Here is a 19,951-nt window from a genome sequence, read left to right on the forward strand (position 1 = left end):
GGCCCTGTCCCGGCGGGCGGTCAGCCCCCGATCGGGGTGAGCGTGTATCGCGGCAGGTCGGACTGCCCGGTAAGCCCGTCGTCGGTGGCGTAACTGCCGTCGGCGGCGATCGAGTAGCTCCGGTACCGGCCGACCCGGTCCTGGACCTGGATCTGGTCGATCCACCATTCGCCGGGTGTGGTGGTGGCGGGCAGGATGCCGGAGAGTTCCCAGCCGTCCTCCTCGTTGCCGCCGGCGAACCCGAGCCAGCTCTCCGCGCCGTCGGTACGGATGTGCGCGTACAGCCCGATGATGCCGCTCTTGTCGTCGGTGGCGTCGACCCTGATGCGGACCTCCCGGTCGACGCTGTTGTCGCCACGTGCCGCGCTGAGCAGCGTGGCGCTGTCCATCGCGATGGACGGCCGCTGCAGGTCGGAGTTCTCCTCGCCGGTGATCGTCAGGGTGGCCGGCCAGTCGGCTCCGTCCTCGGCGTCGCCGGGCCGGTAGAGGCTGCGGTACCGGCTGGCCTTGTCCCACAGCGTGATCGCCTGGACCCGCCATTCGCCGGCCGGCAGGTGGGCGGGCAGGACGCCGGTGACGTCCCAGACGCCGTCGTTGACGGTGCCCTCCTTGAGTTCGCTCATCCCGAGGTTCGCGCTCGGCCCGTTCGGCTCGGTGATGCGGGTGAGCGAGATCCCGATGGAGTTGACGCCGGCCAGGTCGTCGGTGACCGGCAGGCGCAGGGTGGCCACCCGTTCGCCGGCGTTGTCGAGTTCGCGGTCGGTCCGCCACTCGGTCCGGGTGAGGTCGGCGGCCGGCGCCGCGGCGTCGTATTCGCCGGTGACCACGAGTGGGGGCAGGTCGACGCGGCCGGCGTCGCTGTTCTCGGGAGTGAGGCTGCCGTACACGGTGGCGGCGCCGTCGGGGGCGATGTTGTAGATCGTCCACCGGTGCACCCGGTCGGTGAGGTAGACGGTGGCGATGGTCCACTCGCCGGAGCGGGACAGCGCCGGCAGCGGCCCGCTCATCACGAACGTGCCGTCGTGGGTGTAGCCGCCGGACGCGGGCCCCTCCCAGTTCCAGAGGTTGAGGCCGGGGCCGTTCTCCTCGGGGTTGCGCAGCTGGACCGAGGCGTAGACGATGCCGCTGCGGTCGTCGGTGAGGTGTCCGCTGATCTTGATGGTCTGTTCCTGGGTGTTCGCCACGCTCGGCTCGATCTCCCACTTGAGCGAGGCGAGGTCGATCAGCGGGATGGCCTTGTCGGTGCACTTGTCGCCGCCGGCGTCGTCCGGGTCGGGCACGCACGCGTTGAGGCCGGGGCCGCCCTCGACGTCGTCGTTGCCGCCACCGCCGTCCATCCGGTCGTCGCCGATGCCGCCGTCCATCCGGTCGTCGCCGTCGCCGCCGTTCATGTCGTCGGCGCCGTCGCCGCCGATCAGCTGGTCGGTGCCGTCGCCGCCCTGGATGACGTCGTCGCCGCCACCACCGTCGAGCTGGTCGTCGCCGTCACCGCCGATCAGCTCGTCGACGCCGTCGCCACCGGAGGCGATGTCGTTGCCCGTACCCCCGTCGAGCTGGTCGTCGCCGGGGCCGCCGACGAGCTTGTCGCTGCCGTCGCCGCCGGCGGCGATGTCGTTGCCGGCGCCGCCGCGCAGGGTGTCGTCGCCCGCGCCGCCGCCGACGGTGTCGTTGCCGGCGCCGCCGTTGACGCCGTCGCTGCCCGCGCCGCCCTCCAGGTGGTCGGTGCCCTCGCCGCCGTCGAGGCGGTCGCTGCCCTCGTCACCGTTGAGCGTGTCGTCCCCGGCGCCGCCGCCGGCCACGTCGTTGCCGTCGCCGCCGTTGATCGTGTCGTCGCCCTCATCGCCCTTGAGGTCGTCCGCTCCGGGGCCGCCGTCGAGGGTGTCGTCGCCGGGTCCACCGATCACCCGGTCGCCGCCGGACACCGGGTCGGGCTCGACCGTTCCCCCGCTGACGGTGTCGTCACCGGGACCCCCGTCGGCCAGGTCGCTACCCGGGCCGCCGTCCACCACATCGGTGTCCTCGCCGCCCTTCACCTGATCGTTGCCGGCGCCACCCTTCACCTGATCATTGCCCGGACCACCGACCACGACATCGGCGCCACCCTCACCGTCCAGGTCGTCATGGCCCGGACCACCGTCGACGACGTCCTTGCCACCACCACCCCTGATCACATCGTTGCCACCGAGACCACAGATCACGTCATAACCCGGCGTGCCGAACAACCTGTCGTTGGCCACCGTCCCGACGATCGTGCACGCCTTGCCGGTGGCGGAGACAGGCTTGCCGCCTCGCGGGTTCGCGTGGGCCGGGCTCGCGGTGAGCACCGCCACCACGGCGGCGGCGATGGCGGCGGACCTCATCGGCTCAGTCCTTCACCTTGATCTTGACGGCCTTGGAGGGCGCCGAGAGCCCGGCCGAGTTCACCGCCAGCACCCGCAGGGTGAGGGTGGTTCCCTTCTTCAGCTTCTTGATCGTGCAGGTACGGCCGGCGGGCGGCGCGGTGCAGCGGGCCACGACGCCCGACTTGCCGGACACCTCGGCCCGGTATCCGGTGATCGCGGAGCCGCCGTTGCTCGCCGGGGCCTTCCACCCGGCCGTGACCTTGCGGTCGGACGACGTGGCGCTGACCGAGCGGGGCGCGCCGGGGACGGTCCACGGGGTGGCCGCCACCCGGGCCGACGCGGGGCCGGCGCCGGCCGCGTTCGTGGCGATGACCTCGACGAAGAGCTTCCGGCCGCCGGTCAGGCCGGTGAGCACGCAGCTGTACCGGCCGGCGGGCGCCGGGCAGGAGGCGACCGGGGCGCCCCCGGTGGCGGCGGGGAAGGCGCGGACCGTGTAGCCGGTGATCGGGCTGCCGCCGTCGGAGTCCGGCACGACCCAGGCCACGGCGATCCGCCGGGCGCCCGGAGTGGCCTCGACGTCCTGCGGGGCGTACGGCGGGTGTGCCTCGCCGGTGGGCCCGGGCGACGGCAGGGTCGGTGTCCCGGGTTCCGGCTCGCCGGGCGGCGCCGGGGTGGGCGACGGCGACGGCGAGTCCGACGGCGAGGGCTCCGGCTGCGGTACGGCCGTCGCGATCACCGCCACCCGGGGGGCCGGGTCGCCCTCGCCGAGGTTGTTCACCGCGCTGACCGCCACGTGGTAGGTGCCACCCGCGTCCAGCCCGTCGATCGTGCACCAGCTCTCGGCGGTCTCGCAGGAGCCGACCACGTCGCCGCCGCCGGGTGTCGCGTAGGCGCGGGCCCGGTAGCGGGTGACCGCCGATCCGCCGCTCGCCGACGGCGGCTGCCAGAACACGACGGCGGTGCCCGTGCCGCCGGCGCCCTGGACCGACTGCGGCGCGCCGGGGGCGGTCACGTTGCCCGCCGGCGAGGCACGCGGGTAGAAGGCGGCGGTGGCCAGATCGGCGCCGAGTCCGACGTCGGGTGCTTCCAGCCGTACCCCGCCGTCGTCCGCCGTGGCGGTGACCCTCTGATGCACTGTCGTGTCGCCGCTGGTGACCAGATCGAATCCGGTCGACGCGGCGGCCGCCGCGCTCGTGCCGGCGGCAGCGAGGTACGGCCCCGGCAGGAAGAGGGTGACGAAGTTGCGGACCGCCTCGCCGCCCGCGTCGAGCTGCGGGTTGCCGAGCACGCCGAGGCTGACCGGCGGTGTCCCGCCGGTGTCGTAGGTGAGCAGGTCGGAGCGGGCCTGCGCGTCGGTGGCGAGGTACGCCCCGTCGAGTCCAGTGGTGTAGAAGCCCGGCGAGCCCTCGAGATCCTGGGTACGGCCCTCGAACCGGTACACGGTGGTCTCGGCGGTGGTGTCGCTGTCGCCGCAGGAGTAGCCGGCCGTGCAGTCGGTGTCGGCACGCCAGGCCGTCGGGGTGGCCCGTCCCCGGATCGTCAGCTCGTACTTCCCGTCGGCGACGGTACGGGTGACCCGCAGCCCGGCCGCGGTGGCGTTGGTGAACCGCGGCACGAACGTCCCGGTCCGTAGCACCAGCTCCACGGTCCCGCCGGTGACCGCGGCCGGTTTGTCCGCCCAGTTCCCGACCGACCAGCGCACCCAGTCGCCGTAGTCGTCGGAGAGCGTGGCCGCCGAGACGGACAGGCCGGCCGCGTCCACCGGCTGCGCCGACCCGCCGGCTGGGGTGATCGTCGCCGAGGCGATGCAGTAGACCGACTCCGGCGCGGCACAGCTGCTCCCCCAGGCGCCGTCCGGCAGGTCATCCGGTGTCTGAGCCGGGGCGAATCCCAGCGGCAGAGCCGCCAGCAGGCTGATCGCGGCGGTTCGGCTCGGCATCGGGTTCTCCGTTCGCATCTGCGGTGACGACCAGACAACGTGATCGGCACCACAAAGCCTCAACTGAGCGTGTTTGCGGATTCAACGTTCACGCCGACGGGGTCCGCAGCGTGAACTTCGGGATGCCCGAGGTGCCGGTGAGCTGCCCCGACGTGTCGGAGTACGTGTCGTCCACGCCGACCGAGTAGGTGCGCTGCCGGTTGGCGCGGTCGTACACGGTCACGGTGCACACCCGCCACTGGCCGGGCGTCGTGGTCGCCGGCAGGGTCCCGTTGAGCTCCCAGATGCCGCCCTCCTGCTCCGTGCCGACCGAGTACAGGTAGGTCTGCGCGCCGGTGGTGCAGAACGTGGCCGAGATGCTCGAGACGCCACTGCGGTCGTCGGCGGCCTTCACCTCGAGGCGTACCGGCCGGTCGCCGCCGTTGTCCGCCTCGGTGGCCCCGATGTAGTGGCCCCAGCTCATGTCGATCGTCGGCGCGGCGGTGTCCGAGACGCCGCCGGTGACGGTCAGCGACGGAACCCACGACTCGGGTGGCGTCTCGCCCCGGCCGACGTACCGGGACCGGTTGGTCGCGTCGTACGCCCACAGCGACTCCACCCTCCACTCGCCGGTGGGCAGGTAGGCCGGCAGCGTGCCGGTGAGCTCGACCGGTCCGGAGACGTGCCCGGACATCTGGGTGCTGTAGAGGTACACGCTCGGCCCGTCCGGGTCGGTCCCGACAAGGTGGGCGCCGACCCAGGTCACCCCGGTCAGGTCGTCGGTCGCGTCGACACGCAGGGTCACCTCACGCTCCTCGCTGTTGTCCAGGCTGGTCGGCGTCAGCCAGGTCGCCTCGGACACGTCGACCTGGGGCGCCTCACGGTCGTAGTCGTCGCCGGTCACCGCGAGCGGGGCGAGGGTGAACCGGTCCTCCACCGGGACCATGCCGTCGGAGGAGGTGTAGAGCTGGTAGCTGCCGTCCGGCTGGATGTAGTACTGGGACTCGCGGTAGACCCGGTCGCGGAGCTGGACCATCCCGATCGCCCAGTCGCCCGGGACCGACATCCGTGGCAGGGTGCCGGTCAGCTCGATGACACCGTCGTGCCGGTAGCCGGTGACCGGCTCCCAGCCGTGCACCCAGATGCCGGGGCCGGCCGGCTCGGGGTTGCGGAACAGCACACTCGTGCTGATCAGGCCGCTGCGGTCGTCGGTGACGTGCACGCGTACCTTGACCTGGACGTCCTCGGTGTTGGCGACGGGGCTGCCGACGGCCCAGCGCAGCGACTCGACCTCGATGCGCGGCGAGTCCCGGTCGGTGCACTTGTCGCCGCCGGCGTCGTCCGGGTCGGGCACGCAGGCGTTGAGGCCGGGGCCGCCCTCCACGTCGTCGTCGCCGCCCTCGCCGTTCATGGTGTCGTCGTCGAGGCCGCCGTCCATCCGGTCGTCGCCGTCACCGCCGTTCATCGTGTCGTCGCCGGCGCCGCCCTCCATCGTGTCGCCGCCGGGGCCGCCGTCCATGTCGTCGGCGCCCGGTCCGCCGCTCATCCGGTCGTCGCCGTCGCCGCCGGTCAACTGGTCGTCGCCGGGCCCGCCGCGGACCGTGTCGTCGCCGATGCCACCGGCCACCGTGTCGTCGCCGGCGCCGCCGTTGACGCCGTCGCTGCCGGCGCCGCCGTCCAGGTCGTCGGAGTCGTCGCCGCCGTCCAGACGGTCGTTGCCGTCGCCGCCGGTCAGGGTGTCGTATCCGGTGCCACCGGTGCCCGTGTCGTTGCCGGCGCCGCCGGTGACCTCGTCGTTGCCGCCACCGCCCTCGATGACGTCGGCGCCGGGGCCACCGCGCAGTTTGTCGTCACCCTCGCCGCCGATCAGCCGGTCGGCGGCCTTCGCGGGCTCCGGCTCGACAGCACCGCCGTCGATCTCGTCGTCGCCGCCACCGCCCTCGATGATGTCGTTGCCGGCGCCGCCGTCGATGATGTCGCCGTCGTCCCCGCCGCGCAGCGTGTCGTTGCCGGCGCCGCCCTTGAGCGTGTCGACGCCGGGGCCGCCGATCAGGAGGTCGGCACCGGCCTCGCCTTCGAGCAGGTCGTCGCCGGGGCCGCCGTCGAGGGTGTCCTTGCCGGGCCCGCCGCGGATCCGGTCGTTGCCGCCGAGACCGCAGATCACGTCGTCGGCCGGGGTTCCGGCGAGGACGTCGTCGCCGGCGGTGCCGACGATCGTGCAGGGCTTGCCGTTGGCCGCGACCGGGCCGGTGGCGTGGGCCGGGGACGGCGTCAGAGCGACGATGATCGCGGCCGTGGTCGCGGTGCCGTACCGCTGGGAGCGGGTGATTCGCATGGGACTGTCCTCTGTCGCGCAGTGGGCGGGGGTCAGCCGCGGACCTTGATCCGGATCGGCTCGGAGGGGGCGGAGACGCCGGCCGCGTTCACGGCCATGACCCGCAGGGAGTAGGTACGCCCGGCGGTGAGCCCGCTGCGGAACGCGCAGTCCCGGAACGCCGGCTTGTTGGTGCAGCGGGCCACCAGGCCGGACGTGTCGGACAGCTCGGCGCGGTAGCCGATGATCGGCGTGCCGCCGACGCTCGCGGGCGCCTGCCACGAGGCGGTGACCCGGCCCCGCGCCGACGTGACCGCGACGTCGACCGGTGTGCCGGGGACGGTCCACGCGGCGGCGGCCGGCATGGTCGCCGGCTCCGGTCCCCGGCCGGCCGCGTTGGCCGCGCTGACGGCGACGTAGAGCCGCTGGCCGGACAGGCCGGTCAGATCGCAGGAGCGGGCGGTGCCGGCGGCCGAACAGGTCGCCACCGGCGCCCCGCGGGCCGACGTGCGGTAGGCGTGGGCGACGTAGCCGGTGATCGGCGCGCCGCCGTCGCTGCCCGGCGCGGTCCATGTGACGGTCAGCCGGCGCGGGCCGGGGGTGAGCCGGACCCGGGTCGGCGCGGACGGCGCCACCGGCGCCGGGGTGGGCTCCACCGACGGCTCCGGGGTGGGCTCGGCCGACGGCGACGGCTCCACGGAGGGTGACGGCGAGGGCGACGGCTCCTCGGCCGGCAGGTTCGCGGCCCACACCGTGACCCGGCCGGACGGCGCACCCTCGCCGAACGCGTTCACCGCGCTGACCGCGACCTGGTAGGTGCTGCCCGGGGTCAGGCCGGTCAGGGTGCAGGTCAGGGCGGTGGTCTCGCAGGAGGCGGCCAGCGCGCCGCCGACCGGCTGGGTCCAGGCGCGGACGCGGTAGGCGGTGACCGGGGCGCCGTTGACCGCCGCCGGGGCCTGCCACCCGATCGCGGCGAGGCCGGGCGCGCCGGCCCCGATGACCGAGCGTGGCGCGCCTGGCCCGCTCAGCCCCGGCGACGCGGAGGGGGTGGGCCGGTGGAGGACGTTCAGGGGCGACAGTTCCGCGCCGAGTCCCAGGTCGGTGAGGTTCAGCCGTACCCCGTCGCTCTGGATCGAGCCGGTCGCGCGGGGATGCCGGTCGGGGTCGCCCGGGGCGACCACGTCGAACCCGGTGGACACGGCGGCGGACGGGGTGGTGCCGGCCGACGTGAAGTACACCTCCGGCAGGAAGATCGAGAGGTTGTTGCGGACCGCCGCGCCGGCCGCGGTGAGCTGCGGATTGCCGAACGCGCCGAAGGAGAGCGGCGGGTCCCCGCCCGGGTCGTGGGCGGGCAGCACCGGCCGTGCCTGCAGGTCGCTGTTGACGAACGCGCCGTCGAAGGCCGTGGTGTACGCCAGGGGCATGCCCGCCAGGTCCTGGGTGCGGCCCTGGAACACGTACCGGGGCGGGTCGGCGATGCTGTTGACGTCACCGCAGGAGATCGCGGCGGTGCAGTCGGCGTCGCTGTTCCAGTGCACCACCGTCGGGCTGCCGAAGATGTTCAGCAGGTTGGCGCCGTCGTGGTCGGTGGTCCGGGAGACCAGCAGCCCGCCCTTGGTGACCGCGTCGGTGAAGCGGGGCACGTACGCGCCGGTGTTGATGACCAGGTGCACCGTGCCGTTGAGGATCTCGGCCGGCTGGCCGTCCAGCCCGGTGAGCGACCAGTCGATCCAGTCGCCGAAGCCGTCCGAGACGGTCTGCACGGTCAGGGTGAGCCCGAGATCGGCCGGGGTCTGCGGCGGCGTCGCGCTCAGCGGCAGGATGTGGGCGTCCTCGACGCAGTAGATCGCGTCGGCGTCGGCACACGACGAGTCCCACACGCCGATCGGCAGATTGTCCGGGGTGTCCGCGCGGGCGGGGGCGCCCGGGAGGCCGGCGAGCAGCAGCGTCGAGACGGCGGCCACGGCGGCGCGGCGGCTCGGTTTCCGGATGGCGGGCATCGATCTGCTCTCCGTTCACGTCTTCTTTGACGACCAGAAAACGTGTTCGGCAGCACACTGCCCGCACTGAGCTAAGGTCCGGCCTTCTCCTGCCGCCCGAGATCAACAAGGCCCCCCGGGGCCGCGCCGAACCGGGCGAACCGGACGCCGGGGACGGTCGGGCCGGTCCGGCGGGCCACCCCCAGACCACTCACACCCTCGACCGTGACCTCGACGATCTCGGCGTCGGCGAGCACTGTCGTCTCCCCGCCGGCGGGCATCGTGAGGATCAGGTCACCGTGGTCGCGGACCTCCCCGCCGGCCGCTGTCAGCCCGGTAGCGCCGCTGATCAGATAGGGGTCGAGGTTGGGGTGCGGGGTGGCGATCAGCCGGTCGTCGCGGACCGACAGCACCCACGGCAGGCTGAGCGCGCCCTGGGCGCCGAGGCGGGCGAGGGCGCAGCGGCGGCCGGCCGCGTCGACGAAGGTGACGATCGGGCCGACGTCGCCACGGCCGAAGGTGCCCCAGGCGCGGGCGGTGAAGTGCATGCCGTCGTAGTTGCCGACGCCGTAGATGATCTCGCGGCCGGCGGTGAGGATCAGCACCCACGAGCCGTCCAGCGGGAACAGCCGGGGACAGCCCCAGACGGCCCGGTCGCGGGAGACGATGACCCCGTCGTAGGACCAGTTCAGCAGGTCGGCCGAGTGGTACTGGAGGATCCCGGCCGCTCCGCCGCGCAGGGCGCCGGCCAGCAGCATCCGCCAGTTCGTGCCGGCCCACCACACGTACGGATCACTCATCTCGGTGACGCCCGACGGTGGCCCGCCGAGCAGCGGGCCGGAGGGATCGCTCTGCCAGGATCCGCCGGACCCGGCGGCCGCGCGGGCGACCCGGCCGCCGGCCAGGGTGTGGAAGAGGACCGGGCCGTCCGGGCCGTTCACGACGGTGCCGCAGCGCGCCGACCCGTCCCCGGGCGGTGGGCCGGCCGCCTGCTCGGTCCAGACGATCAGGTCACCGGAGGCGGCTCGCCCCCAGGCCGGGGCGTCGCCGGACAGGTGCTCGTAGAAGACGTGGTATCCGTCGGCGGAGGTGAGCACGCCGAAGAGGTCACCGACGCGGCCGGCTCGTGGGGTGAAGTGCAGCCGGGGCCGCGGCACTCGTTCCATGCCTCAGCGTGGCATCGACGCCTGTGCCGCGCCAGTGGGGGAACGCGGTTAGTCTGACCGGGTGCCATACACACCGGGGGAGACTGCGGAGCGACTCGGCGTCAGCATCGACACCATTCGCTATTACGAGAAGATCGGGCTGCTGCACGGGATCCGGCGTACGTCGGCCGGCCGGCGGGTCTTCTCCGACGACGACCTGTCCCGGCTCGGCCTGCTGCGCTGCCTGCGCGACTCGGGCATGCCCATCGCGCGGCTGCGCCGCTTCGCCGAGCTGCTGCAACTCGGCGACGACGGCGCCGAGCAGCGCACCGCGCTGCTGGAGGAGCACGACCGGGAGATCGACGAGCGGGTGGAGCGGTTGCGGCTGGAGCAGAAGCGGGTCCGGGAGAAGATCGCCTGGTACAGGTCGGTGTCGCAGTGACCGCCGCATGGGTGAAGAGCCTGACCTTCGACTGCGCCGACGCGCTGGTGGTGGGCCGGTTCTGGGCGGCCGCGCTGGGTGGCGAGCTGGACGAGGACGGCACGAGCGACAAGGCCCGGATGGCCGCCCCCGGCTGGGGCGGCCCGGTCCTGTGGTTCCAGCGGGTGCCCGAGCCGAAGACCGCGAAGAACCGGCTCCACTTCGACCTGCGCGCGCCCGGCGCGGATGTGCCCGCCGAGGTCGAGCGGCTCCGCTCGCTCGGCGCCACCGTGGTGACGCCGGGCGAGCTGACCGTCATGGAGGACCCGGAGGGCAACATCTTCTGCGTCGAGGTCTGATCCTCTAGTAACGACACCTCAGCAGCACGAGCGTGTGCCGTGACACGGTGAACTGGGTGCCGGCGCGGGCGGTCTTGCGTTTGGCGGCCAGCAGCGGGTCGGCGGTGTTGGCCGCCACCTCCCACGTACGCCCGTAGTCGCGCCCCGGCAGTGTGAAGGCCACGTCCTCGTCGAGCGGGTTGAAGAGCACCAGGAACGAGTCGTCCTTGATCTCCTCGCCGAGCGCGTCGCGTTCCGGGATGCCGTGGCCGTTGAGGAACACCGTCATGGTCATGCCGCTGCGGGTGTTCCAGTCGGCCTCGGTCATCACCTGGCCGTCCCGGCGCAGCCAGGCGATGTCGGGCAGCGCCGAGTCGCCGGCCGGCTGCCCGGTGAAAAACCGCCGCCGCCGGAAGATCGGGTGGTCGGCCCGCAGCTTGAGCAGTCGCCGGACGAACCCGGTGAGCACGTCCTCGTGGCGGGCGTCCTCCCAGTCCACCCAGGAGATCTCGCTGTCCTGGCAGTAGACGTTGTTGTTGCCGTGCTGGGTACGCCCCAGCTCGTCGCCGTGCGCGATCATCGGCACGCCCTGGCTGAGCAGCAAGGTGGCCAGGAAGTTCCGCTTCTGCCGCTCGCGCAGCACGATGACGTCGGCGTCCTCGGTCTCGCCCTCGACACCGCAGTTCCACGACCGGTTGTGGCTCTCGCCGTCGCGGTTGCCCTCGCCGTTCGCCTCGTTGTGCTTCTCGTTGTACGAGACCAGGTCGTGCAGGGTGAACCCGTCGTGGGCGGTGACGAAGTTGATCGACGCGATCGGGCGGCGGCCGTCGTCCTGGTAGAGGTCGGAGCTGCCGGTGAAGCGGGACGCGAACTCGCCGAGACTGGACGGCTCGCCGCGCCAGAAGTCCCGGACCGAGTCGCGGTACTTGCCGTTCCACTCGGTCCAGTTGGGCGGGAAGCCACCCACCTGGTAGCCGCCGTCGCCGACGTCCCACGGTTCGGCGATCAGCTTGACCTGCGACACCACCGGGTCCTGGTTGACCAGGTCGAAGAACGCGGCCAGCCGGTCCACCTCGTGGAACTCCCGGGCCAGGGCGGCGGCCAGGTCGAAGCGGAACCCGTCGACGTGCATCTCGGTCACCCAGTAGCGCAGGCTGTCCATGATCAGCCGCAGCGACTCGTGGTGCCGGACGTTCAGGCTGTTGCCGGTGCCGGTGGTGTCGTAGTAGTACTGCTTGTCCTCGTCGACGAGCCGGTAGTAGGCCGGGTTGTCGATGCCCCGGAACGACAGCGTCGGGCCCAGGTGGTTGCCCTCGGCGGTGTGGTTGTAGACCACGTCCAGGATGACCTCGATGCCGGCCTGGTGCAGGGCCTTGACCATGGCCTTGAACTCCTGCACCTGCCCGCCGCCCTCCGGGAACGACGAGTATCCGTTGTGCGGGGCGAAGAATCCGATCGTGTTGTAACCCCAGTAGTTGGTGAGGCCCCGCTCGATCAGACCGCTGTCGTGCACGAACTGGTGCACCGGCATCAGCTCGACCGCGGTCACCCCGAGACCCTTCAAATACTTGATCATGGCCGGGTGCGCCAGGCCGGAGTAGGTGCCCCGCACGTCCGCCGGAATGTCCGGGTGCCGGACGGTCATGCCCTTGACGTGCGCCTCGTAGATCACCGTCTCCCACATCGGGATCTTGAGCGGCCGGTCGTTGCCCCAATCGAAGTAGGGATTGATCACCACCGAGCGCGGCGAGAAGGGCGCGGAATCAAAATCATTGAAAGACCCGGAATCACCGAAATTGTACGAGAAAAGCGCCTGATCCCACTCGTAGTTGCCGTCGATCGCCTTCGCGTACGGGTCGAGCAGCAGTTTGCTCGGGTTGCAGCGCAGCCCCCGGGACGGGTCGTACGGCCCGTGCACCCGGTAGGCGTAGCGCTGCCCCGGCACCACTCGCGGCAGGTAGCCGTGCCAGACCAGGGCCTCCCGCTCCGGCAGATCGATCCGGGTCTCCTTGCCGTCATCGTCGAACAGGCACAACTCGACGCGGGTGGCCGCCTCGGAGAAGATCGCGAAGTTGGTGCCCCCACCGTCGTAGGTGGCGCCCAGCGGGTACGGGTTGCCCGGCCAGATATGCATGGCCCCCACCTTGCCCAATAAGACGCCCGAGGAAAACTGTGATCAGCTCAACGCCGCCGTCATGATCTTCCCCGCGATCGCCGGCGTGTCACCGCCCATCTGGAGCGTGTTCACCGAGTAGACCAGCCGCCGGCTCAGGTCACGGGTGGCGCCCATCCCGTTGTTGTAGCCCGGCCGGTCCCCCGACTTGCCCCAGACCTCCCGGCCGTCGGGCAGCTGCAGACGGCTCAGCCCGCACCCGTACACCCCGCCCTTCGGCACGGTGAGCATCGCCTGCAGCTCCCGCGGCGCCAGCAGCCGGCCACCCAGCAGCGCGGTCAGGAACCGGTCCAGGTCGGCGGTCGTCGAGATCATCTCGGCAGCGGCCCACTGCAGCGACGGGTTGGCCCTGGTCACGTCCACGTACTCACCGTCGACCAGCTCGTAGCCGTGCGCGTGCGGGCCCGGGATCGCGGTGTGCGTGCCCGGCAGATACGTGTGCCGCAGACCCAGCGGCCGCAGGATGCCCCGCCGGATCGCGTCGGCGTACGGCCGGCCGGTCACCCGCTCGATCACCAGCCCGGCCACGATGTAGCTGACATTGCCGTACACCTGCTTCTCGCCCGGCGTGAAGAGCGGCTCCTCGGTCCACAGCACCTGCGACCCCGGCTCGAACGTGTCGAACCGGTGCTCCAGGAACCAGTCCCGCTCCTTGTGCGGGATCTCCCGCGCCCTCAGCCCGCTCGTGTAGTCGAGCAGCTGCCGCACCGTGCCCGGATAGCCCTCCGGCAGCCGCTCCGGCAGATAACGGCGCACCGGCGCGTCCAGCTCGATCAGCCCGGCCGCCACCAGCTGCAGCACGGCGGTCGCGGTGAACGCCTTCGTCATGCTGCCGATCCGGAACCGGGCATCCCACGGCACCGGGCTCCCGCTGCGCACGTCACCCACACCGGCCCGCCCGCGCCAGCGCCCGGCCGACCCCTCGACGCGGACCAGGGCGCCGCTCACCGCCGGGTCCAGCGGCTCCAGCGCCGCGGCGAGCGCGGTCTCGTTCAAACCTTGGGCGTACGCGGGAACGCGGCCCGTGAGAGCCAGAGCGGTGCCCGCGAACGCGGCTCCGAGCAGGGTACGACGCTGCATGGTGACAACCTCCGAAGTGGACTGGCCACCACTCTTCCGGCCGGCGCCGCCAAGGTCATCCGGGCTGTTCCCGGAGCCGTACCCCGAGGAGATCTCAGCAACACCCCCGGGTTCCCCGGAGAGATCACGGGTAGAACCGAGAGGGTGCAACCGCGTCGCCACCTGATCCTCGCCATCTGCTGCATGAGCCTGCTGATCATCAGCCTGGACGTCACCATCGTGAACGTCGCGCTCCCCGCCATGGCCGAGGACCTCGACGCGCCCGTCTCCGGCCTGCAGTGGATCATCGACGCGTACCTCCTGGTGCTGGCCAGCCTGCTGATCCTGGCCGGCTCCACCGGCGACCGCATCGGCCGGCGCCGCGTCTTCCAGGCCGGGCTGGCCCTGTTCACCATCGGCTCGCTGCTGTGCAGCCTGGCCCCCAGCCTCGAATGGCTGATCGCGTTCCGGACCGTCCAGGCCGTCGGCGGCTCGATGCTCAACCCGGTCGCCATGTCGATCATCACGAACACGTTCACCGAACCCCGCGAACGGGCCCGCGCGATCGGCGTGTGGGGCGCCGTGACCGGATTCAGCATGGCCCTCGGCCCGCTCGCCGGCGGGGTGCTCGTCCACGCGTTCGGCTGGCCGTCCATCTTCTGGATCAACGTCCCGGTCGGCATCGTCGCGTTCCTGCTGGCCTGGCGGTTCATCCCGGAGTCCCGCGCCGAGCACCCGCGCCGCCTCGACCCGGTCGGCCAGATCCTGGTCTTCACCATGCTGGCCGCGCTCACCTTCGGCATCATCGAGGGCCCCGCCGAGGGCTGGTCCTCCCCCGTGATCGTCGGCTGCTTCACCCTGGCCGCCGCCGCGCTCGCCACCCTGCTGTGGTGGGAGCCGCGCCGCGAGGAGCCCCTGATCGAACTGCGTTTCTTCCGCAGCGCCCCGTTCAGCGGCGCCGTGCTCGTCGCGATCAGCGCCTTCGCGTCCCTCGGTGGTTTCCTCTTCCTCAACACCCTCTACCTTCAGGAGGTACGCCACCTCACCGCCCTCCAGGCCGGCCTCTACACCCTGCCGATGGCCGTGATGACGATCGTCGCGTCGCCGCTGTCCGGCCGCCTGGTCGGCACCCGCGGCACCCGCCTCCCGCTGCGCATCGCCGGCCTGTCGATGGCGCTGGGCATCCTCCCCCTCACCTGGGCCGGCCCCGCCACCCCCGCCTGGCAGCTGTTCGCCGGCTACCTGCTGTTCGGGTTCGGCTTCGGCATGGTCAACACCCCGATCACCAACACCGCCGTCTCCGGCATGCCCCGGGCCCGGGCCGGCGTCGCCGCGGCCATCGCCTCCACGAGCCGCCAGGTGGGCAGCGCCCTCGGCGTAGCGGTGATCGGCGCGGTCGTCGCGTCCGGCAGCACCCCGGCAGACCCGCCCGGCTGGTGGGTCCTGCTCGCCCTGGGCCTGACAGTCCTGGCCGTGGGCCACGCAACCTCAGGCCCGTGGGCCCGCTCGACCGCTCCCCAGCCCGCCCCCGTCACACCTTCCGTCCCGGACGTCCCGCAGCTCCCTCCAGCCGGCACCCCGCGCCGCTGATGCGAGATCACCGCGTGGGCGGGGCGGGGTTCCGGTACCTGGTGGCCGTTCCGGCCGGCGGGATGCCGAGAAAGGTGATGTTGGGGAGCACCTTAGGGTGCTAGTCCTTATCGACTACGTGCAATCGAGGGCGAGAGGTGACAGTCATGCTGCCCGGCGGGATGATGCCCATAACTTCGCTGGCCGTGATGATCCGCCAGACCCCTCCGCAGTCGGCGATCAGCATGTTGAACGGGCTGCCGCCGGACCGGTTCGCGGCGGTCGCCGAGGCTCTGGGGCCGGCTGATCTCGCCCGGCTGATGCTGGCCGGCAAACCGGGCAGCCGGGGGCGGGTGCTGCAGATGTTCGCCGACAAGGATGTGGTGCGGGCGAGTGCCGCGGTTCCGGCTGTTCAGGCTGCGCCGTTGCTTGCCGAGGTGCCGGCCGACCGGTTGCGGCGGCTCTTCCCGGAGCTGCCCGAGGCGGTGCGTTCGGCGCTGTTGAGCACGCTGCCCTCGGAGCGGCGCGACGATCTGCTCGGCGAGCTGGACGCCGGCCACGCGCAGAACGTCCGGGCACGGATGTATGTGGCGGCGGTCACCGATGCGCTGCGCCGGTTCAACGCCGACGTGCGGGTGCCGGAGAACGCCCCGGAGGGGATCATGTATGTCGCCGCGTACCACAAGGTCGTCGCCATCGCCGCGCACCTGGGTGACGACGGGCGGACCGGTGTGCCGGCGGCCGAGAACGCGGCGTACTGGCTGCGGTCGCACGCGGCGTTGTCGATCACCGACCGGCCGATCGACCCGCAGGTGCGGCGCTACTGTGCGGACGCGCGCGAGAAGGGCCGTCCGCTGACCGCGGTGACCTGGGCGGACGAGCGCGACGACGGTCCGCTCAAGCGGGCGCTGGCCTCGCTGTTCTCCTGATCCCACCGGTCACCGGACTACGGGGCGAGAAGCAGCCGAGGAATAATCGGGGCATGGCGGAACTCCTGGACATCCGGCGCATCTATCTGGAGCCGGCGGCGGCCGATCTGCCTCGGGGGCGGGAGGTGCTCGCCCGGTGGCCGGAGGCGACGCTCGTCGAGGTGGAGAGTCACCAGCGGATTCCGGAGCTGTTCGGCGACGAGACCAACGTGCGGCGCTGGGTGCGGATCAAGCAGGAGGCGCTCGTCCTGGGCGTGAAGAAGACGATGACCGCGCGGCCCAACGGGCGGTCCGCCGACTTCATCGCGCCGTCGACCGCCAACGGTTGTGCGATGGCCTGTGCCTACTGCTACGTGCCTCGGCACAAGGGGTACAGCAATCCGATCACGGTCTTCGCCAACATCGAGCGCGTGGTCTCGTACCTCCGGAAGCACGCCCTCCGTCAGGGAGGAAAACCGGAACCGAACGAATGCGACAGGGACGCCTGGGTTTATGACATCGGGGAGAATTCGGACTGCTCGGTGGACGCCCGGATCAGCGACAACGTCCGTGACCTGGTCGAGCTGTTCCGCGAGCTGCCGAACGCGAAGGCCAGTTTCGCCACCAAGCACGTCAACCGGGATCTGCTGGGGTGGGAGCCGCGGGGGCGGACGCGGATCCGGTTCTCGCTGATGCCGCCGGCCGACGCGAAGGTGCTCGACATCCGGACCAGCCCGGTTCCGGAGCGGATCGCGGCGATCGACGACTTCGTCGCTGCGGGGTACGAGGTGCACGTCAACTTCAGTCCGGTGGTGGTCCGGGACGGATGGCTCGACGACTGGCGGGAGCTGCTCGACCGGCTGGACGCCGGGATCGGGCCGGAGGCGAAGAAGCAGCTCGCCGCCGAGGTCATCTTCCTGACCCACAACCGGGCGCTGCACGAGGTCAACCTGGGCTGGCATCCGCGCGCCGAGGACCTGATCTGGCGCCCCGACCTGCAGCAGGTCAAACGGTCCCAGAACGGCGACCTGAACGTCCGGTACCGCACGGGCGCCAAGGGATCGTACGTCCGCGCCCTCACCGACCTGATCGCCGAGCGGACCCCCTACCTGCGAGTGCGGTACGCCTTCTGAACGACGAACGCGCCCGGCGGGGTGACCACCGGGCGCGTTGTCCGCGAAGGATCAGGTGAAGCGGGCGGCGATCCAGTCGGCGACCAGGGTGACCGACTGGGAGACGGCCTGGTCGTGGCCGGCGCCGTCGATCGTCTGCAGCGTGACCGGCACCCCGTAGGCGGCGATCTGGTCCCGCAGGATCGGGGCGGTGAAGTACGGCACGGCCTCGTCCTCGGTGCCGTGCACGAGCAGGACCGGCGCGCTCGGCGCGGTCTGGGCGGGATTCTCGTAGGAGGCCATCTTCGCGACGACGGCGTCCGGCACCACGCCGCCCTCGACCAGGTCGGTGGCGGCGAAGTTCTGGTAGGTCGCGAGGATCTCCGGCAGGCAGCCGGACTGCAGGACACCGAGCTGTGCCTCGGCCGGCGCGGCCAGCACGTTGTTCGGTTTGAAGCTCGGCTCGACGACCGAGACCCCGTAGAGGGCCATCACCAGGTAGCCCTGGGCCGGGTTGCCGGGGATGTAGTTGATGAACTCCTGCGTGTTGTTGACCGGGGCGATCGCCGCGGTGCCCTTGAGCACCAGGTTGCCGTCGTAGCTCGGGGCGAGCTGGCTGGCGAACAGCGAGCCCTGGCCACCCTGCGAGTGGCCGTCGACGACGTACTGGGTGGAGAGGGCGGCATCGAGGTTACGGGCGGCGCGGACGTTGTCGATCAGGGAGCGGGCAACGCTGGCGCCGATCAGGTACGGATGGTTCTGTGCCGTGCCGATGCCCGGATAGTCCGGGGCTGCCACGGTCCAGCCGCGGGTGAGCATCTCGGCGATGGCGAGCCGCGCCTCGTTCCAGAAGACCGCCTGGTTCGTCGACGGGGCACAGTTGTCGGCGAGCCCGGTGGTGCCGTGTCCCCACGCCACGGTCCGGTTCTTCTTGTTGGTCTTCGGGGTGAGGACCAGACCGGTGGCCGTGATGATGCCACCGTTGATGTTCGTCGTGACGTACGTGATCCGCTTCCCGGTGGCGAGAGCGGACAAGGTCGGCGGCAGGCTCGCGGTCGTCGAGCTCAGCACGAATCCCGGCAGTGTCGCGTACGCCGGTCCGGCGGTCGCGACGAGCATCCCGGCCGCGGCGATCAGCGCGGCGAGAAGAAGTCGGGAGATCTTTCTCATGGCACCACGTTCCCCTGCAGAATCCGAAGTGGATGATCGATGGATGCCACAGCCTAAAGCTGATCTACCCCGCAGCGGATCGGTAATCACGGGCACAGGTGCGTGCCTATTCGGGTATCCGCACACGTCAACAGAATGATGTGCCATCCGATTCCAAAAGATCCATTTAATCGGCGGTTCATTATCGTAATCAGACACCGCTGGGGTACGTCTCCGGCTCGCGGAAGTTCACCCGAAGAGTGTGCAGGGGCCGCAGCGCCCGTGTCTCGGCAAACCACAGAAACGCGTCGTAACGCTCACCGAGGACCGTCGGAACGTAGTTGGCCCAGCGTTCCCGCTCCGGCCGGTAGACCACGCCGATCGCCCGGTGCGGCACCTCGGTGGTGAGCAGATCCGGTCGTGGGCCCCCGGACGGGAAGACGAACAGGGCGGCCGGGGGCGCGGCGTTCAGTAAGATTTCCTCCAGGGAGCCCGGCCGGCCCGCGGGCACGCCCATCGCCTCCATCGGCGCTCCCCACGACGGCCCGGCCACCACGGTCCCGTGATCGGTGCCGAAACCGACGAGCACCGTCCGGTCCGGGCCGAACCGCTCCCGCGCCAGCCGTCCGAGCGTCACCTCGCCGTACTGCGACTGGTCGGTGGCCCGGGAGTCGCCGACATGCGTGTTGTGCGCCCACACCACCGCGCGCGACGACGGGCCGTACCGGCGCAGCAGCCGGTCGAGGGTGGCGTCCATGTGCCGGTCCCGGATGTTCCACGCCTCCGGGCCGCCGCGCACCATGCTCCGGTAGTAGCCCTCGGCCCCCGCCACCACCTCGGCGTTCTGCCACACCCCGAAGTCACCGTCACGCAGCGCGCCGAGCATCGTCGCCACCCGGTCCGCACAGGCGAGCGACCCCTGGGCGGCCCAGCCATAAGCGTTCGGATCCTCGTGGTACGGCTCGAAGCACCGGTACGCGTCGAGAGCCGCCGGCACCCGCTCCGGGTCGTGCTCGCGCAGCCACACCAGGATCTCGCGCATCGACTCCCACAGCGAGTACACGTCCAGGCCGTGGAACCCGGCCCGGTCGTCCGGCGCCCGGCCCCGGTTGAACTCGCACAGCCAGCGGGTGAAGTCGACGGTCTCCTCGTTCGCCCACATCCACGTCGGCCAGCGGTCGTAGCGGACCAGCGCGTGCCGCGGGTCCGGGCCGTCACCACGGACCGCGGTGTTCACCCGCTCACCGTCCGGCCAGTCGCCCTCGACCGCCACGAACGAGAAGCCCCGCTCCTCGATCAGCCGCCTGGTCAGCGCCGCCCGCCAGGCGTAGAACTCGTGTGTGCCGTGGGTGGACTCGCCGAGCAGCACCACCTTCGCGCCGTCCGCCCGGTCCAGCAGGATCTCCAGGTCACCGGGGTTGTGCAGCGGCCGGGCGAGAGAGGGCACCACATCCGCGTACCGGATCACCCACGCCGGGTACCCGGAGCGGGTCGCGTCATACGTCCGACCTTGCCATGCTGGGA

The 19,951-nt window shown here is 71.7% G+C and carries 14 protein-coding genes; 5 read left to right on the plus strand and 9 right to left on the minus strand.

From position 1 onward, the window contains the following. Window positions 1-20 precede the first annotated feature (20 nt). From BM290_RS07125 to BM290_RS07145, 5 genes are all read right to left on the minus strand, one after another. Window positions 21-2,360, minus strand: a complete 2,340-nt coding sequence (locus BM290_RS07125) for a calcium-binding protein (RefSeq protein WP_093611313.1) — start codon at window positions 2,358-2,360, stop codon at window positions 21-23. Window positions 2,361-2,364: 4 nt separating this feature from the next. Beyond that, window positions 2,365-4,281 carry a fibronectin type III domain-containing protein gene (locus BM290_RS07130; protein ID WP_143133645.1) on the minus strand — a complete coding sequence of 639 codons (1,917 nt, stop codon included), beginning with the start codon at window positions 4,279-4,281 and terminating at the stop codon, window positions 2,365-2,367. A gap of 88 nt (window positions 4,282-4,369) precedes the next feature. Next, the gene (locus BM290_RS47145) at window positions 4,370-6,595 is read right to left on the minus strand and encodes a calcium-binding protein (protein WP_143133646.1); all 2,226 of its coding nucleotides are present in this window, start codon (window positions 6,593-6,595) and stop codon (window positions 4,370-4,372) included. 32 nt (window positions 6,596-6,627) lie between these two features. Next, entirely contained in the window at window positions 6,628-8,574 is a 1,947-nt protein-coding gene (locus tag BM290_RS50570; RefSeq protein ID WP_093611317.1) for a fibronectin type III domain-containing protein, read from the minus strand. A 71-nt stretch (window positions 8,575-8,645) separates the two neighbouring features. Then, complete coding sequence (locus BM290_RS07145; protein WP_093611319.1) at window positions 8,646-9,719, minus strand: glycoside hydrolase family 32 protein; 1,074 nt, start codon at window positions 9,717-9,719, stop codon at window positions 8,646-8,648. Window positions 9,720-9,780: 61 nt separating this feature from the next. On the opposite strand from BM290_RS07145, the gene BM290_RS07150 reads away from it, so the two are divergent. Together BM290_RS07150 and BM290_RS07155 are read left to right on the plus strand one after the other, a co-directional pair. After that, entirely contained in the window at window positions 9,781-10,140 is a 360-nt protein-coding gene (locus BM290_RS07150) for a MerR family transcriptional regulator (RefSeq protein WP_093611321.1), read from the plus strand. Continuing rightward, entirely contained in the window at window positions 10,137-10,478 is a 342-nt protein-coding gene (locus BM290_RS07155; protein WP_093611323.1) for a VOC family protein, read from the plus strand. The genes BM290_RS07150 and BM290_RS07155 overlap by 4 nt, the downstream gene beginning before the upstream one ends. A gap of 4 nt (window positions 10,479-10,482) precedes the next feature. Here the strand turns inward: BM290_RS07155 and glgX are convergent, their stop codons facing one another. Next, window positions 10,483-12,591, minus strand: a complete 2,109-nt coding sequence (gene glgX / locus BM290_RS07160; RefSeq protein WP_093612365.1) for a glycogen debranching protein GlgX — start codon at window positions 12,589-12,591, stop codon at window positions 10,483-10,485. A 42-nt stretch (window positions 12,592-12,633) separates the two neighbouring features. Further along, window positions 12,634-13,710 (minus strand): serine hydrolase domain-containing protein, encoded by a 1,077-nt coding sequence (locus tag BM290_RS07165; RefSeq protein ID WP_093611325.1) that lies wholly within the window; start codon window positions 13,708-13,710, stop codon window positions 12,634-12,636. Between the two features lie 144 nt (window positions 13,711-13,854). Here BM290_RS07165 and BM290_RS07170 point away from each other — a divergent pair, with 144 nt between their 5' ends. The 3 genes from BM290_RS07170 (at window position 13,855) to BM290_RS07180 (ending at window position 17,299) form a co-directional block, all read left to right on the plus strand. Then, window positions 13,855-15,279, plus strand: a complete 1,425-nt coding sequence (locus BM290_RS07170; protein WP_239143264.1) for an MFS transporter — start codon at window positions 13,855-13,857, stop codon at window positions 15,277-15,279. Between the two features lie 188 nt (window positions 15,280-15,467). Then, entirely contained in the window at window positions 15,468-16,187 is a 720-nt protein-coding gene (locus tag BM290_RS07175; protein ID WP_143133647.1) for a magnesium and cobalt transport protein CorA, read from the plus strand. A 53-nt stretch (window positions 16,188-16,240) separates the two neighbouring features. Further along, a complete protein-coding gene (locus tag BM290_RS07180; RefSeq protein ID WP_093611331.1) occupies window positions 16,241-17,299 on the plus strand; it encodes a spore photoproduct lyase family protein in 1,059 nt (352 codons plus the stop codon). Between the two features lie 51 nt (window positions 17,300-17,350). On the opposite strand, the gene BM290_RS07185 is transcribed toward BM290_RS07180, so the two are convergent. Both BM290_RS07185 and BM290_RS07190 read right to left on the minus strand, forming a co-directional pair. Next, window positions 17,351-18,448, minus strand: coding sequence for an alpha/beta fold hydrolase (locus tag BM290_RS07185; protein ID WP_093611333.1), 1,098 nt, complete (start codon window positions 18,446-18,448; stop codon window positions 17,351-17,353). Between the two features lie 190 nt (window positions 18,449-18,638). Next, complete coding sequence (locus tag BM290_RS07190) at window positions 18,639-19,895, minus strand: erythromycin esterase family protein (RefSeq protein ID WP_239143263.1); 1,257 nt, start codon at window positions 19,893-19,895, stop codon at window positions 18,639-18,641. Between the last annotated feature and the right edge of the window lie 56 nt (window positions 19,896-19,951).

It is taken from the genome of Actinoplanes philippinensis (assembly GCF_900113015.1).
Classification (GTDB): domain Bacteria; phylum Actinomycetota; class Actinomycetes; order Mycobacteriales; family Micromonosporaceae; genus Actinoplanes; species Actinoplanes philippinensis.

Coding starts and splice junctions, on each gene's coding strand:
- BM290_RS07125 (WP_093611313.1), bottom strand. CDS start 2,360: ATGAGGTCCGCCGCCATCGCCGCCGCCGTGGTGGCGGTGCTCACCGCG.
- BM290_RS07185 (WP_093611333.1), bottom strand. CDS start 18,448: ATGAGAAAGATCTCCCGACTTCTTCTCGCCGCGCTGATCGCCGCGGCC.
- glgX (WP_093612365.1), bottom strand. CDS start 12,591: ATGCATATCTGGCCGGGCAACCCGTACCCGCTGGGCGCCACCTACGAC.
- BM290_RS07165 (WP_093611325.1), bottom strand. CDS start 13,710: ATGCAGCGTCGTACCCTGCTCGGAGCCGCGTTCGCGGGCACCGCTCTG.
- BM290_RS07180 (WP_093611331.1), top strand. CDS start 16,241: ATGGCGGAACTCCTGGACATCCGGCGCATCTATCTGGAGCCGGCGGCG.
- BM290_RS07130 (WP_143133645.1), bottom strand. CDS start 4,281: ATGCCGAGCCGAACCGCCGCGATCAGCCTGCTGGCGGCTCTGCCGCTG.
- BM290_RS07175 (WP_143133647.1), top strand. CDS start 15,468: ATGATCCGCCAGACCCCTCCGCAGTCGGCGATCAGCATGTTGAACGGG.
- BM290_RS07145 (WP_093611319.1), bottom strand. CDS start 9,719: ATGGAACGAGTGCCGCGGCCCCGGCTGCACTTCACCCCACGAGCCGGC.
- BM290_RS50570 (WP_093611317.1), bottom strand. CDS start 8,574: ATGCCCGCCATCCGGAAACCGAGCCGCCGCGCCGCCGTGGCCGCCGTC.
- BM290_RS47145 (WP_143133646.1), bottom strand. CDS start 6,595: ATGCGAATCACCCGCTCCCAGCGGTACGGCACCGCGACCACGGCCGCG.